Raw genomic sequence first — 14183 nt, forward strand, 5'->3', positions numbered from 1 at the left:
GGCCATTATCGGCCCGCTAGACCGGGAAGCTGACCCCGGTGAGCTCCTCGGAGACCGTCCAAAGCCGACGTTGCAGGTCCTCGTCGTGAGATTGAGCGCTGGACTGGACGATTTTCGGGTGGCCGCGCTGCTCGGCGAAACCGTCCGGACCGTAGTACTGGCCGCCGGCCACCGAGGGATCGGTGGCGGCGCGCAGCGTCGGCAGAGCACCCATCTGCGCGCTCTGGAACAGCGCCGGGCCGAGAATGTTGGCTAGCGGAACCAACATCCGTGGCAGGTTTCGGGCCAGTTCGGTATTGGAGCCGCCGGGGTGGGCCGCGACGGCGATCGTCGCGGCCTGGGAGTCCGCCGCGAGCCTGCGCTGCAGCTCGTAGGTGAACAGCAGGTTGGCCAGCTTGGACTGTCCATATGCCGCGACTCGGTTGTAGCTGCGTTCCCACTGCAGATCGTCGAAGTGGATCGCGGCCCGAATGCGGTGGCCCAGGCTGCTGACCGTGATCACCCGCGAGCCGGGTACCGGCAGCAAGTGATCCAGCAACAACCCGGTCAGCGCGAAGTGGCCCAGGTGGTTGGTGCCGAACTGCATCTCGAAGCCGTCCTTGGTCACCTGCTTCGGTGTCCACATCACGCCGGCGTTGTTGATCAGCAGGTCGATGCGTGGGTAGGCCGAACGCAGTGCATCGGCGGCGCTGCGCACCGAGTCCAGCGAGCTCAGGTCCAGGGCCTGCAACGTGACGTCGGCCTGGGGCTTGGCCGCAACGATTTCTGCCACGGCGGCATTGCCCTTCTCCGGGTTGCGTACCGCCAGCACGACGTGCGCGCCGCGGCCGGCCAACGCCTCGGCCGTGTGGTAGCCGAGCCCGGTATTGGCGCCGGTGACCACCACCACCCGGCCGCTTTGATCCGGGATGTCGGAGGCCGACCAATGACTCTTGGCTTTCCCGTTAGCACTCATGGCCAGAACATACTCACTTCCGGCCCGGGCGGCCCCGGCGCCAGAACTATTGGACCCAGAAGTTGTCGTGCGCGACGAAGAACTCCCGGCATTGGTCGTCGGTCATGTCGGCCAGGCCCGGGAACCCCTCGAAGTAGTCCTCGCGCGGGGCGCCGGGGGCGAACAGGATCAGGATCGATGCCGGCTGGTCGGACTCGTTGCGAAAGCCGTGCACTCCGCCGGGCGGTACATAGAGGTAATCGCCGGCGGATGCGTCGACCCAGTCTCGCCCGTCGTGCATGCGCATCGACCCGGACAGGACGAAGAAGGACTCCGACATCGTCTTGTGGAAATGCGGACCCGGCCCACCTCCGGCCGGGGCGATATCGACGCGGTAGAGCCCAAAATCGCCATCGGTGGTTTTCTGGGTGGCCAGGTAGTGGTACTTGGTGCCGCCCAACTCCAGGTTGGGAGGTTCGTCCCGACGTTTCAGCCGAGCACTGACCTCTCCCTTGTCGCCGGTGTAGCGCGCTGGAGGATAGGGCGGGTAGGCAGGCATGACGAGCGACATCACCCCAGTGTGGCCCAACGCTTCACGCGACAGGCCGTTGTTCGGGCCGAGCGCCCGCCCGCCGCGGCGCGCGCCGTAACGTCGGCGGGTGGGGGCGTCCTTGCACTCGACATAGGCGAGTGCTAAAAATGACGTTGGCACTCGCGACCCGCGAGTGCTAGGTCGGGACGGTGAGAACGGGCCTGGTCGTGATCTGCGACCTGGCTTCGGTCGTCCGTCGCGGGCACTGCGCCCGGCCAGCGTAAGTAACGGGGTTGCCATTACCCGGTGACCCCCGTTTCATTCCCAATCCGGAGGAATCACTTCGCAATGGCCAAGACAATTGCGTACGACGAAGAGGCCCGTCGCGGCCTCGAGCGGGGCCTGAACGCCCTCGCCGACGCGGTAAAGGTGACGTTGGGCCCCAAGGGTCGCAACGTCGTCCTGGAGAAGAAGTGGGGTGCCCCCACGATCACCAACGATGGTGTGTCCATCGCCAAGGAGATCGAGCTGGAGGACCCGTACGAGAAGATCGGCGCTGAGCTGGTCAAGGAAGTTGCCAAGAAGACCGACGACGTGGCCGGTGACGGCACGACGACGGCCACCGTGCTGGCCCAGGCGCTGGTCAAGGAAGGCCTGCGCAACGTTGCGGCCGGTGCCAACCCGCTCGGTCTGAAGCGCGGCATCGAGAAGGCAGTCGAGAAGGTCACCGAGACCTTGCTCAAGTCGGCCAAAGAGGTCGAGACCAAGGAGCAGATCGCGGCGACCGCAGCCATCTCCGCCGGCGACCAGTCGATCGGCGACCTGATCGCCGAGGCGATGGACAAGGTGGGCAACGAGGGCGTCATCACCGTCGAGGAGTCCAACACCTTCGGCCTGCAGCTCGAGCTCACCGAGGGGATGCGGTTCGACAAGGGCTACATCTCGGGCTACTTCGTCACCGACGCCGAGCGTCAGGAAGCGGTCCTGGAGGACCCCTACATCCTGCTGGTCAGTTCCAAGGTGTCCACCGTGAAGGACCTGCTGCCGCTGCTGGAGAAGGTCATTCAGGGCGGCAAGCCGCTGCTGATCATCGCCGAGGACGTCGAGGGCGAGGCGCTGTCCACCCTGGTCGTCAACAAGATCCGTGGCACCTTCAAGTCGGTGGCGGTCAAGGCCCCCGGCTTCGGTGACCGCCGCAAGGCGATGCTGCAGGACATGGCCATCCTCACCGGTGGTCAGGTCATCAGCGAAGAGGTTGGCCTCTCCCTCGAGACCGCCGACATCTCGCTGCTGGGTAAGGCCCGCAAGGTCGTCATCACCAAGGACGAGACCACCATCGTCGAGGGCGCCGGTGACTCCGACGCCATCGCTGGACGGGTGGCCCAGATCCGCGCCGAGATCGAGAACAGCGACTCCGACTACGACCGTGAGAAGCTGCAGGAGCGCCTGGCCAAGCTGGCCGGCGGTGTTGCGGTGATCAAGGCCGGGGCTGCCACCGAGGTGGAGCTCAAGGAGCGCAAGCACCGCATCGAGGACGCGGTCCGTAACGCCAAGGCTGCCGTTGAGGAGGGCATCGTCGCCGGTGGTGGCGTCGCCCTGCTGCACGCGGTCCCGTCGCTGGACGAGCTGAAGCTGTCCGGTGACGAGGCCACCGGCGCCAACATCGTCCGGGTGGCTCTCGAGGCTCCGCTGAAGCAGATCGCTTTCAACGGTGGCTTGGAGCCCGGTGTGGTGGCCGAGAAGGTCCGTAACTCGCCCGCCGGTACCGGCTTGAATGCCGCCACCGGTGTGTACGAGGACCTGCTCAAGGCCGGCGTTGCCGACCCGGTCAAGGTGACCCGTTCGGCGCTGCAGAACGCGGCGTCCATCGCGGGTCTGTTCCTGACGACCGAGGCCGTTGTCGCCGACAAGCCGGAGAAGGCGGCCGCTCCCGCGGGCGACCCGACCGGCGGCATGGGCGGCATGGACTTCTAAGTCCGCAAGGCGCGCAAGTTCGCAAGCACGAAAAAGCCCGGTTCCCTTCGGGGGGCCGGGCTTTTCGTGTGTGTACGGGCGCGCGCTAGGAAGGCTCGGAGAACACGACGCAGTCATGCAGGCAGCCGCTGGCTGTGGCGGCAGAGTCGGCGTTGCGGTGCAGCAACGCCTTGGTGGGCAGCACAGCGCACTGGGCCGTTTCGGCGCCGGCGTCGGATACCTCGGCGCGCCCATCAACGATCAGCGAATAGCCGCCGGGCTCGGGTGGCGGCCACAGGAGCGTGGCATCACCATGGCTGGCCAGGTTGGCGCGGGTGCGGCCGCCGATCAGCCCGACCTCGATGACCGCGCGCGGTCCGTCCGGGCCGTCGCGCAGGCCTCGCAGCACCGGTTCCACGGTCACCGTGTGCACGTGGTGGTCGTCGTCAACGGTGATCAGGTAGGCGAACGGGTAGTCGGTCAAGGCGTCGGCCAACCGCTTGAGGTCCACCTTCTTGGCAGCCATGCAATCGAGGATAGATGCCGGCCGGATGGGGTGTGACTACTCCGTGCGCAGCGGCAGCTGGATGTCGGCTTCGCTGTCAGCCGTCTCGCGGTTCGGATAGAAGCTGGACCTGGGGATGCCCGCACCGGCGTTTGCCGGCGCTTCACGGGTGGCGACGCTTCGCGCACCCGCATCGCTGTTAGCCGAGTTGTACAGGCCGGAGTATCCGGCAGCCGGGCTGCGCAGGCCCGCGCCCGCGGTGGAGCCACTGTTTGCACCCGCAGAGACGGGGCCGGCGTCGGCAGCCGCCGCCGCTACCGGCGCCGCGGCCGCGGGAGCGGCGGCAGCCGGGGTGGCTGCGGTGGGGGTCAATCCGCCGGCCAGCGCCGGATTCAGGCCGCCGGTGTGTGCCAGCGCCGAACTCAGGATCCCCGAGCTCAAGGTTGCCGTGCCGCCCGTTGCGTAGGTGGCCGAGCTGGCCAAGCTGGTAGAGCTTGCCATGTCGCTGCCGTGCATCGATTGCCACATGCCGCTGCTCATGCTGGCAGTGCCGAAACCGGTGCTCATGCTCCCGGAGTTGCCCAGGCCCGAATTGAGGGTGCCTGAGTTGCCGATACCCATGTTTCCGTTGCCGGAATTGAAGAAGCCGACGTTGCCGGTGCCCGAGTTTCCGATTCCGACGTTGCCGCTACCCGAGTTGAAGCCGCCGAAGCCGAACTGATGATCGCCGGTCAGGCCGAACCCGAAGTCGCCGTTGCCGGTGTTGCCGAAGCCGACGTTCCCGCTGCCCAGGTTGCCCAACCCGACGTTGCTGTTACCGGTGTTGCCGCTACCGATGTTGCTGCTTCCGGTGTTGCCGGTGCCGATGTTGCTGCTTCCGGTGTTGCCGCTGCCCCAGTTGTTGTTGCCGACGTTGTTGTTGCCGACATTGCCGGTGCCGCTGTTGCCGAAGCCCAGGTTGATCTGGCCGTTCTTGCCGATGTCGATACCGAGGTTGCGCAGCACCTGCTTCCAGGGCGCCAGCGCCGAAGCGGCCGCCGACGCTTCGGCGTGGTAGGCGGCCATCGCCGCCACGTCGAGCGCCCACATCTGCTCGTAGGCGGCCTCGATGTCCATGATCGCGGGGGTGTTGAAACCCAGCCAGTTCGTGGCCGCCAGCACCTGCATCAGCCCGCGGTTGGCCGTGACCACCGCGGGCTGCACCGTCGCCGCCAGAGCCGATTCGAACGCGCCTGCCGTGACAGCGGCCTGTGCGGCCGCCTGCTCCGCCTGTGCCGCAGCCGCACCGAGCCACGCCATGTATTGGGTGGCGACAGCCATCATGGCTGCCGCCGAGGGGCCCAGCCATGAGCCACTGGTCAACTCGGAGGTGACCGAGCTGAATGACGACACCGCTGACGCCAATTCCTCGGCCAAACCGCCCCAAGCCGCGGCAGCGGCAAGCAGCGGCCCCGCTCCGGGACCGGCGAACATTAGTGCCGAATTAATCTCTGGCGGCAACCACGCAAAATGCGGGTTTGTCACCAGCCCAAACTACCTGGCGACGGCCGCTACCGTGGCCGTATCGGCATCGGAAAAATGTCGATCCATAGGGGGTTTACAGGAACCCCCAAGTTCCCTCACGCCGGGACCGGGGCTGACTGCCGTCCGCGGACCAGCTTGCCGGGCCGGGCAGCGGTCGGCACCCCGTTCTCGGCGATCACCTGACCCGATACCACGGTCGCAACATAGCCCTCGGCGGTCTGATCCAAGCGCCGCCCGCCCGCGGGCAGGTCATACCTGATGACCGGCTTGTGCAGTCGGAGTGCGGCGTGGTCGATGACGTTGAGGTCGGCCTTGTAGCCGACCGCGATGCGTCCGCGGTCGCCCAGGCCGGCCACCCGGGCCGGCACGGATGTGAGTTCGCGGACGGCTTCGGCCACGCTGAATCGCCCGGATGCCCGATCGCGAGCCCAGTGCGTCAGAAAGTAGGTCGAGTAGCTGGCGTCGCAGATCATCCCGTAGTGGGCGCCCCCGTCGCCGAGACCGAGCACCACGTCTTCGCGATGCAATAGTTTGCCGACAGTGTCCAGCGAGTTGTTCTCCATGTTGCTGGTCGCGACCAGCAACATGGCGTGCCCGTCGTCGTCGAGCAGCCGGTCGTAGGCCTCCTCCATCGGGCTGACGCCGTGGGCGCGAGCCCGAGCCCCGATGCTGTCGGCTGCCGCCGGCTCGTAGTTGGGGTCCTCAGCCAGCGGAAAGATCCAGTCCCAGGCCTGCGCCACGTACAGAATCGGATGCCCGACGCCGGGCTTATCGGCCAGGATGCGGGCCCGGACGTCGGGTTTGCGCATTTCGGCGACGCGCTCGGCCAACGGCAGATGCGCGATCTCGCGGTAGCTGGGATAGAGCACAAATGGGTTTGCCGACAGCTGCAGTCCGATGATCAGCCCGATCGGACGGGGAAGTAGCTGCGCGGTGCAGCGGGTTCCCTCGCCCGCGTTCTTGTTCGCGTTCTCGACCATTGTGATGGCATCGGGCCAGCTGGGTTCGCCAACGTTGCCGACCACCAACGAGAACGTGACTGGCAGCCCGACCTCCTCGGCTACATCGAACACGGTCTGCAACACCGGCTGGTAGCCGCCGGCTGGGATGTCGGGCACAAACTGCAACAGGCCACCGCCGCCGTCGACGACGCCCTTGGCGATCTCTTCGATCTCCGCACGGGCGGCGTCGTAGCTCGGAATCGGCGATCCGCTCTCGGTCTTGTGGATGGTCAGCCGCGACGACGCGAACCCCAGCGCACCGATCTCGATTGCCTGCTTGGCCAGTGCCCGCATGGTGGCCAGGTCTTCGGGGGTGGCCGGCTCGCGGTCGGCGCCGCGCTGACCCATGACATAGACCCGCAGCGGGGAGTGCGGCAGAAAGGCGGCCACATCGATGTCGCGTGCTCCCGCCTCCAACGCGTCCATGAATTCGGGGAACGTCTCCCAGGTCCAGGGCAGGCCATCGGTCATGACAACGCCGGGGATGTCCTCGACACCGGCCATCACGTCGACGAGCACGTCGTGGTCCTGCTGGCGGCACGGCGCAAAACCCACCCCACAATTGCCCATCAGCACGGTCGTCACGCCGTGCGTCGATGATGGTGTCAGCCGGTCTGACCAGATTGACTGACCGTCGTAGTGGGTGTGCAGGTCGACGAACCCCGGGGTGACCAGCAGGCCGCTGGCGTCGATCACCCGCCCGGCGGCGTCGCCGTTGACCGAGTCGTCAGGTGGCCCGACGGCCACGATGATGCCGTCGCGTACCGCGACGTCGCCGACGTACGGCTCACCCCCCAGCCCGTCAACGATGGTTCCGTTACGGATGAGGAGGTCGTAGCTCATCTAATCAATTTACGACCGCGGCGGTCGGTGGTGCCAGGTCCGATGGCGCTCGTAGAGTCGGCCGTATGGCTACCTCCGATGCCGCGGCCCGCGAGCTGCTGCGCGACGCGTTCACCCGAGTGATCGAACACGTCGATGAACTCACCGACGGTCTGACCGAGCAAGTGGCCAACTACCGGCCAACACCGGCCGCCAACAGCATCGCCTGGCTGATCTGGCACAGCGCGCGGGTCCAGGACGTCCAGGTGGCCGACATCGCCGGGGTCGAACAGGCGTGGACGCGTGATGGCTGGGTGGACCGGTTCGGGCTGGACCTGCCCCGCGGCGACACCGGCTACGGGCACGGCGCGCAGGATGTGGCCAAAGTGCGTGCGCCGGCCGAGCTGCTGGCCGGCTACTACCACGCGGTGCACGCCCTGACGCTGCAGTACGTCGCGGGTGTGACCGCCGAGGAACTGTCCCGCGTGGTGGACACCCATTGGGATCCGCCGGTCACCGCGAGCGTCCGATTGATCAGCGTGGTCGACGACTGCGCCCAACACCTGGGACAGGCTGCCTACCTGCGCGGGATCGCCCAGTAGGTTCTAGGCGTGCGATTGCTTGCGACGGTGGTCTTATGGCTGGCCACCACGGTCGCGCTGGCGGTGGCGGTCCCGGCCGCGTGGGCGCAGACACACATCATCGATCGTGACGGCTACACCGCGCTGGCCGGCCGGGCCGCCGATGATCCGGTGCTGCAGTCGGCGATGGCCGCTGAACTCAGCACCCGTGCCATGGCGCTCATCGCCAAGCGCGGCGGCCAGCACGACGCGATCGACGGGTCGGCGGTGCAAGAGGCGGCCATGTCGTTTACCACCAGCGCGGCATTTCCGCCGTTGTTCGCTCAGGCGAATCGGGTGGCACACGACTGGTTGTTCAACGAACCGCAGTCCGCGGCCGACGGCGAGCGCTGGGTGGTCGACCTGGCGCCGATGCTCAACGACAGTTCCATCCAGCAGGTCTTGAGCAGCTATCACGTGACGGTGCCCGACACCTTGCGAGTTCCGTTGACGGTGTCGACTCCCCAGCCCCTGCATCAGGGCCAATTGCGCCGAGCCGCGGTCTGGGGTCCCTGGGTCAGCATCGGGGCGGCGGCCCTCGCGGTGGTCTGCGGGCTGCTGACGCTGATCACCGCCCGCCGCCGCGGCAAGGCGCTGAGCAGTCTGGGTGTCTCGGCGCTAATGGTCGGCGCTGCCGGCTGGGCGGGCATCGAAGTCGGCGGTCGATACGTCAACGAAGCACTCAACCGCACCACGGGTGACATCCGCCGCATTGCCGATGTCATGGTCAATACCGCGGAGGGCAGCCTGCATCTGTGGCTGAATTTGACGCTGCTTGCCGGCGTCGCGCTGGTGGTGGTGGGTGCCGTGGCCGCGATGATCAGGAGCCTGTGGAACTAGCGCCGGACGGGTCAGCGTAGCGGCAGCTCGGCCAGCACCGTGCCGGTCGGCTTGGTCGAACCCGTTCCGGGCTCGACGGTGAACGCCAGCGTCGTCGAGTCGCCGAGATCGGTCAGCGTCGCTTTTGTCGACGGCGTGACCGCCGTGGGGCCCATGGTTCCCGCCGATGTCGGCCCCTTGGCGTCGACCAGCCACATCTGATAGACGGTGCCCGGAGACGGCGGCGGCACATTGTTCATCACCAACACACCCGCGTTGCGATCGCGGGAGAACATCACGGTGGCCGTTCCGCCGCCGAGCCGGCCGGAGACCGTCTGCACATCCGGCGCGGCCAGCACCTGTTCGGCGACCGTCGGCGATGCCGACGGTCGGGTCAGGACGCCCAGGCCGAACGCGCCCAGCCCCACCGCGATCGCCGCGGCGGAAGCGAAAACTGCAGTGCGCCAACGTGGTTGACGGCGGCTCTGAGCGGGCTCCGCGGCTGCGAGCAGCGCCTGGCGCAGCTCTGGTGGTGGCTGCGCGGCCGTGGCGGCCGATACCACCGACATCGTTTCGCGCACCGACCGAACTTCTTCGTCGAATGCGGCGGCCACCGGCGCCGGTGCTGCGCCAAGCCGGCGCTCGATGTCGAGTCTCTCCTCGTCGGAGACCGCATCCAGGGCATACGGTGTCGCCAGCTCGAGCAGTTGGAAGTCGGTCGGCTCGGTCATGACGCATCCAGGCAGTTACGCAGACCGCGCAGCGCGTCGCGCATGCGTGATTTGATCGTCGAAAGATTGGTGGCCAACCGTTGCGACACTTCGGCATAGGTCAGCCCGCCGTAGTAGGCCAGCTCGATGCACTGCCGCTGGGTGTCGGTCAGCCCATCCAGGCACTCCACCACCCGGCGACGTTCATCACCGGCGATCGCCGAATCGGCGACCACGTCACTGGCCAGATCGACATTGGCCGCGCCATAGCGCGACTCCCGCTGGCTGCCGGCCTGCTCGGCGCGCACCCGGTCCACCGCGCGCCGATGCGCCATGGTCAGCAACCAGGCCAGGGGAGAGCCCTTGGTGGCGTCGTAATCCGATGCCGTCCGCCACACCTCGAGATAGATCTCCTGGGTGGTTTCCTCGCTGTAGCCGGCATCACGCAACACCCGTGCCACCAGTCCATACACCCGTGTACAGGTGTGGTCGTAGAACATGGCGAACGCGTCGCGCTCGCCCCGCGCGATCTGGCGCAATAGGGCGTTGAGGTCGTCGCTGCGCCCCGGCGGTCCGGTCATCGATCGGTAGCCTATCGCCAGTTGGCGCCAAGATCGCCGGACCGGTCATTGATGACGCGCCGATCGAGGCGGCCGGGGCACGAAATACGCCGTCCGCCGTTGATATTCGCCGAACCCGGGACGATCCTTCATGTACTTCTCGGTCAGTCGCGCGCCGCTGACGTCGACCAGGAAGTACGTCATCAGCAGCGGTGAGCCCACGGTGATCAGCGGGACCCAGCCGGTGATGGTGACCAGCCACAATCCCCACCAGACGCAGGCGTCGCCGAAGTAGTTGGGGTGGCGCGTCCAGGCCCACAGGCCGCGATCCATGATGGCGCCCCGGTTGGCGGGGTCGGCCTTGAACGCCCGCAACTGGTGGTCGCCCAGGGCCTCGAAGACGACGCCGAGCAGCCACACCCCCACGCCCAGCGCCCCGACGGCCAGCAGCGGCTTCGGCGTCGGCCCGGTGACGGCAGACAGCTGCAACGGGAAGGAGATGAACAGCGTCAAGAATGCTTGCAGCACGAACACTTTGCGCACCACCTGCCCCAGCGTGGCGCCGCGGAGCAGATCCGTGTAGCGCGGATCTTCTCCCTTGCCGGCCGTCTTGCGGTGGATGTGCCAGCTCAGCCGCAAACCCCAGATAGCCACCAGCGCCAGCAGTAGCCACCGGCGGGTCGGGTCGCCGCTGCCCAGTACCGCCGAAACGGCGGCAACGGCGACGAACCCCAGCCCCCAGGCCACGTCGACGACGTTGTAGCGGCCGATGCGGTGGCCGATCGCAAATGTCACCGAATGCACGACGATCAGCGCGGCGGCAGATGCGCCGGAGATCAGCAGAATTCCGTCTCCGATCACCGGCCATCCTCACGTTCGAACGTCCACTGGTAGACGTCGAGGTAACCCGACCGGAATCCGGCCTCCGAGTAGGCCAAGTACAGCTCCCACATCCGTTTGAACACCTCGTCGAAGCCCAACTGTGCCAGCTCACCCTGGCGCTGCAGAAACCGCTCCCGCCACAGCCGCAAGGTCTGCGCGTAGTGCGGTCGCAGTGAGGCCTTGTCGATGGTGCGCAAGGCGGTGTGGCGCTCGGTGATGTCTGCGATCGCCTGGGTGGACGGCAGCAGTCCGCCCGGAAAGATGTACTTCTGCACCCAGGTCAAGGTATTGCGGCTGGCCAGCATCCGGTCATGGGGCATGGTGATCGCCTGGATCGCCACCTTCCCGCCCGGCCGCACTAGCCGCTGCAGCGCGGCGAAATACTTTGGCCACGAGTGGTATCCGATCGCCTCGATCATCTCGACGGAGAGCACGCTGTCATAGGCTGCGCCCTCGCTGCCGACATCGCGGTAGTCGCACAGGTCGATCTGGACCAGATGGGATAGGCCCGCCTCGGCGACCCGCCTGTGTGCCAGCCGCTGCTGTTCGACCGAGAGGGTTATCGATCGGACCTGCGCGCCCCGCGACGCCGCCCGGATGCACAGCTCGCCCCAGCCGGTGCCGATCTCGAGCACCCGGCTACCGTCGCGAACCTCGGCCATATCGAGTAACCGATCGATCTTGCGCCGTTGGGCCGCAGCCAGATCCGGCCAGGCGGCGGGTAGCTGGTCGAAGAGCGCCGACGAATACGTCATGGTGTCGTCGAGGAACTGCGCGAACAGCTCATTCGACAGGTCGTAGTGTTCGGCGATGTTGCGTCGGGCTTCATCGCGACTGGGGTCTCGCCAGCGCGGCCGAAAAGCCGGTGCGATGGGTCGCAGCCGCTGGAGCGAGGGTGGTATCAGCTCGGCCACCGACTCGGCGAACACCGTCAGCGCCGCGGCGAGATCGTTTGATGACCACTCCGCGGCCATGTAGGACTCGCCGAAGCCGATCAGGCCGCTTCGCCCGATCCGCCGGGCCAGCGCGGCCGGCTGGTGCACCACGATGGTGGGCCCATCGGCGGCACCGATTGAGGTGCCGTCCGGGTAGACCAGTCGTAGTGGCAGCCGGGCAACCGCGCGGCGCAGCAGCCGGTGTGCGATTGCGGCAGCTACCGCGGCAAGCGGGCCCGACGGCGGCTTCGCCACCGCCGGCCAGCGCCGCGAATCGATGACTTCGGAGCGTTCTTGGAGGGGCTCGCGGACGGTGTCGACACTCATCGCGGTACCACCGGAACTCGACGCAACCACAATTTGATCCCCTGTATCCGGATGCGGGCGGCCACCACCAACGGGGCCAACGGCGCAATGATTTGCATGATCGCGACTTGTTTGGTTGTCGCTGGTAGTCGTTTCCCGTGCAGGTTGGCGGTGAAGCTCTGCCGGTTCTCGCGGTGCAGCGAAACCGTGACGTCCACCTCGGCTTCGGGCCGTGGCGCTTGTATCAGGTAGTACCCGTCGACCTGGTTGAACGGTGAGACGTAGAAGTTCTTGGCGGCGGCCACCGGCAGCTCGGCCGGCGGTAGCAGGTAGGCATGGCGTCCCCCGTAGGTGTTGTGCACCTCTGCCACCACGTGGCGCAGCCTGCCGTCGCGGTCGTGGCACCAAAAGACGCTCAACGGATTGAAGACGTATCCGAATACGCGCGCCTGCAGCAGCGCGGTGACGCGGCCGTCAGGGATTTCGGCGCCCTGTTCGGCGAAGAAAGCCTCCAGGCGGTCCCGAAGGGATCCCTGCGGCGGGGACATGAAGTGGTCATCGGCGTGGAACCGGGCCATCGGCCGTAGCCACCACGGCAGCCGGGGTAAGTCGTCAACGTCGACATACCAGCTGTAGCTGCGGTATCCGAACGAGTGGTGCACCGGGACCCGCCGCGCATGGGTGATGGTGGTGCGGTAGATCGCCGGTGTCATTACCCGGGTTTGAGTCAGCATGACAACATCGCCTCCGGTCGGGTTCGGGCCGGCCAGTCGGCTCCGAGCCGCCGCGCCGCGCGTAGTCCCGATGCGGCACCGTCCTCGTGGAATCCCCAGCCGTGGTAGGCCCCGGCGAACACCACCCGATCGTCGTCGAGCGTCGGCAAAACACGCTGGGCGGCAACAGATTCCGGCGTGTAGAGGGGATGGCTATAGGTCATCTCGGCGATCACCGATCGGGGATCCACCCGGTCGTGGCCACCGAGGGTGACCACGAAACGGCGGTTGCCGCCGATGCGCATCAACCTGCTGACGTCGTAGCTGACCACCACATGGTCCTGTCCGGGGGCCACCAGGTAGTTCCACGATGCCCGGGCTCGGTGGTGCCGTGGCAGCACCGATTCGTCGGTGTGCAGCAGGGCGCGATTGGTCGAGTAGGGGATTGCCCCCAAGACGTTGCGCTCCCAGGTCGTCGGATCATCGAGCAACAGCAGGGCTTGATCGGGGTGGACGGCGACGACAGCGGCATCGAAACAGCGGGGCGCGTCGCCACCGGCCCGTATCACGACCCCGTCGGCCGTCCGGCGCAGCGAATGCACCGCGGCGCCGGTGCGAACCTCGTCCAGACTCGAGGCGATGGCGCGCACATAGTTGACGCTGCCACCGGTGACAGTGCGCCACGTCGGTGATCCGAAAACCGACAGCATGCCGTGATGCTCGAGAAAGACGAACAGATACCGGGCCGGGTAGCGCAGCGCATCGCCGGCGGCGCACGACCACACGGCGGCCACCAACGGCGTGATGAAGTAGTCGACGAAGAACGACGAGAAGCGGTGCCGTTTGAGAAACGCCTCCAGCGTCTCCGGATTGTCCCCAGCGCTGCCGGCTGTGTCCTCGCGCAGCAATCTGGAGGCGGCCCGGTGGAAGCGCAGGATCTCGGCCAGCATCACCAGGTAGCGCGGCCGCAGTGCTGCCGAGCAGGCAAACAGGCCGCGTGGTCCCAGCGCTCCGGCATATTCGAGCCCGATGTCGTCGGCGCGCACCGACATCGACATCTCTGACTCTTGGGTGGCTACGTCGAGCTCGGCGAACAATCGGCACAGCGTCGGGTAGGTCCGGTCGTTATGGACCAGAAACGCCGAATCGACGCCCACGAACGTGCCGTCGCCGGCGTCTAGGCAGTGCGTATGGGCGTGTCCTCCGAGTCGGGTGTCCGCCTCGTAGAGGGTGACCCGGTCACGTCCGGACAGCAGGTAGGCGGCGGTCAGTCCGGCGACGCCGCTGCCGATGACGGCTATCGAACGCTGGGTGAGAGTTTTCTGCTGCACATGAGGTATTCGGAGCCGCCGGCCGCTTGGTTGGCC

Annotated in this window: 14 protein-coding genes; 3 read left to right on the plus strand and 11 right to left on the minus strand. The window is 67.0% G+C overall.

All coding sequences use genetic code 11. The features are described 5' to 3' along the window. Positions 1–16: 16 nt before the first annotated feature. Both CCUG20998_RS03545 and CCUG20998_RS03550 read right to left on the minus strand, forming a co-directional pair. The gene (locus CCUG20998_RS03545) at positions 17–955 is read right to left on the minus strand and encodes an SDR family NAD(P)-dependent oxidoreductase (protein ID WP_020731723.1); all 939 of its coding nucleotides are present in this window, start codon (positions 953–955) and stop codon (positions 17–19) included. A 46-nt stretch (positions 956–1001) separates the two neighbouring features. Next, complete coding sequence (locus tag CCUG20998_RS03550) at positions 1002–1505, minus strand: cupin domain-containing protein (RefSeq protein ID WP_103654012.1); 504 nt, start codon at positions 1503–1505, stop codon at positions 1002–1004. 309 nt (positions 1506–1814) lie between these two features. On the opposite strand from CCUG20998_RS03550, the gene groL reads away from it, so the two are divergent. Beyond that, positions 1815–3440 (plus strand): chaperonin GroEL, encoded by a 1626-nt coding sequence (groL, locus tag CCUG20998_RS03555; protein ID WP_012392707.1) that lies wholly within the window; start codon positions 1815–1817, stop codon positions 3438–3440. Between the two features lie 85 nt (positions 3441–3525). On the opposite strand, the gene CCUG20998_RS03560 is transcribed toward groL, so the two are convergent. The 3 genes from CCUG20998_RS03560 to CCUG20998_RS03570 form a co-directional block, all read right to left on the minus strand. Continuing rightward, complete coding sequence (locus CCUG20998_RS03560; RefSeq protein WP_038578780.1) at positions 3526–3945, minus strand: hypothetical protein; 420 nt, start codon at positions 3943–3945, stop codon at positions 3526–3528. A 36-nt stretch (positions 3946–3981) separates the two neighbouring features. Beyond that, positions 3982–5448, minus strand: a complete 1467-nt coding sequence (locus tag CCUG20998_RS03565) for a capsule stability/integrity protein PPE10 (RefSeq protein ID WP_038578785.1) — start codon at positions 5446–5448, stop codon at positions 3982–3984. Positions 5449–5543: 95 nt separating this feature from the next. Beyond that, the gene (locus CCUG20998_RS03570) at positions 5544–7292 is read right to left on the minus strand and encodes an N-acyl-D-amino-acid deacylase family protein (protein ID WP_038578787.1); all 1749 of its coding nucleotides are present in this window, start codon (positions 7290–7292) and stop codon (positions 5544–5546) included. Positions 7293–7357: 65 nt separating this feature from the next. Between CCUG20998_RS03570 and CCUG20998_RS03575 the strand changes: the two genes are divergently transcribed. Beyond that, positions 7358–7873 (plus strand): mycothiol transferase, encoded by a 516-nt coding sequence (locus CCUG20998_RS03575; protein ID WP_012392711.1) that lies wholly within the window; start codon positions 7358–7360, stop codon positions 7871–7873. Positions 7874–7882: 9 nt separating this feature from the next. Then, positions 7883–8731 carry a hypothetical protein gene (locus CCUG20998_RS03580; RefSeq protein WP_038578789.1) on the plus strand — a complete coding sequence of 283 codons (849 nt, stop codon included), beginning with the start codon at positions 7883–7885 and terminating at the stop codon, positions 8729–8731. A gap of 11 nt (positions 8732–8742) precedes the next feature. Here CCUG20998_RS03580 and CCUG20998_RS03585 read toward each other — a convergent pair whose 3' ends face one another. The 6 genes from CCUG20998_RS03585 to CCUG20998_RS03610 are packed head-to-tail and all read right to left on the minus strand — an operon-like array spanning position 8743 to position 14147. Next, positions 8743–9441 carry an anti-sigma factor gene (locus CCUG20998_RS03585; protein WP_020731728.1) on the minus strand — a complete coding sequence of 233 codons (699 nt, stop codon included), beginning with the start codon at positions 9439–9441 and terminating at the stop codon, positions 8743–8745. Beyond that, a complete protein-coding gene (locus CCUG20998_RS03590) occupies positions 9438–10001 on the minus strand; it encodes a sigma-70 family RNA polymerase sigma factor (protein ID WP_011739564.1) in 564 nt (187 codons plus the stop codon). The genes CCUG20998_RS03585 and CCUG20998_RS03590 overlap by 4 nt, the downstream gene beginning before the upstream one ends. 45 nt (positions 10002–10046) lie before the next feature. Further along, positions 10047–10820, minus strand: coding sequence for a DUF1295 domain-containing protein (locus CCUG20998_RS03595; protein ID WP_099052686.1), 774 nt, complete (start codon positions 10818–10820; stop codon positions 10047–10049). A 17-nt stretch (positions 10821–10837) separates the two neighbouring features. Beyond that, the gene (locus tag CCUG20998_RS03600; RefSeq protein ID WP_038578793.1) at positions 10838–12124 is read right to left on the minus strand and encodes a class I SAM-dependent methyltransferase; all 1287 of its coding nucleotides are present in this window, start codon (positions 12122–12124) and stop codon (positions 10838–10840) included. Continuing rightward, positions 12121–12837: a DUF1365 domain-containing protein gene (locus CCUG20998_RS03605; RefSeq protein WP_020731731.1), complete on the minus strand. Its 717-nt coding sequence runs from the start codon at positions 12835–12837 to the stop codon at positions 12121–12123. Before CCUG20998_RS03605 ends, CCUG20998_RS03600 begins: the two co-directional genes overlap by 4 nt. Continuing rightward, a complete protein-coding gene (locus tag CCUG20998_RS03610; protein ID WP_020731732.1) occupies positions 12831–14147 on the minus strand; it encodes an NAD(P)/FAD-dependent oxidoreductase in 1317 nt (438 codons plus the stop codon). Before CCUG20998_RS03610 ends, CCUG20998_RS03605 begins: the two co-directional genes overlap by 7 nt. Between the last annotated feature and the right edge of the window lie 36 nt (positions 14148–14183).

It is taken from the genome of Mycobacterium marinum (assembly GCF_003391395.1).
Taxonomy (GTDB): Bacteria; Actinomycetota; Actinomycetes; order Mycobacteriales; family Mycobacteriaceae; genus Mycobacterium; species Mycobacterium marinum.

Coding starts and splice junctions, on each gene's coding strand:
- CCUG20998_RS03545 (WP_020731723.1), bottom strand. CDS start 955: ATGAGTGCTAACGGGAAAGCCAAGAGTCATTGGTCGGCCTCCGACATC.
- CCUG20998_RS03550 (WP_103654012.1), bottom strand. CDS start 1,505: ATGTCGCTCGTCATGCCTGCCTACCCGCCCTATCCTCCAGCGCGCTAC.
- groL (WP_012392707.1), top strand. CDS start 1,815: ATGGCCAAGACAATTGCGTACGACGAAGAGGCCCGTCGCGGCCTCGAG.
- CCUG20998_RS03560 (WP_038578780.1), bottom strand. CDS start 3,945: ATGGCTGCCAAGAAGGTGGACCTCAAGCGGTTGGCCGACGCCTTGACC.
- CCUG20998_RS03570 (WP_038578787.1), bottom strand. CDS start 7,292: ATGAGCTACGACCTCCTCATCCGTAACGGAACCATCGTTGACGGGCTG.
- CCUG20998_RS03575 (WP_012392711.1), top strand. CDS start 7,358: ATGGCTACCTCCGATGCCGCGGCCCGCGAGCTGCTGCGCGACGCGTTC.
- CCUG20998_RS03585 (WP_020731728.1), bottom strand. CDS start 9,441: ATGACCGAGCCGACCGACTTCCAACTGCTCGAGCTGGCGACACCGTAT.
- CCUG20998_RS03590 (WP_011739564.1), bottom strand. CDS start 10,001: ATGACCGGACCGCCGGGGCGCAGCGACGACCTCAACGCCCTATTGCGC.
- CCUG20998_RS03600 (WP_038578793.1), bottom strand. CDS start 12,124: ATGAGTGTCGACACCGTCCGCGAGCCCCTCCAAGAACGCTCCGAAGTC.
- CCUG20998_RS03605 (WP_020731731.1), bottom strand. CDS start 12,837: ATGCTGACTCAAACCCGGGTAATGACACCGGCGATCTACCGCACCACC.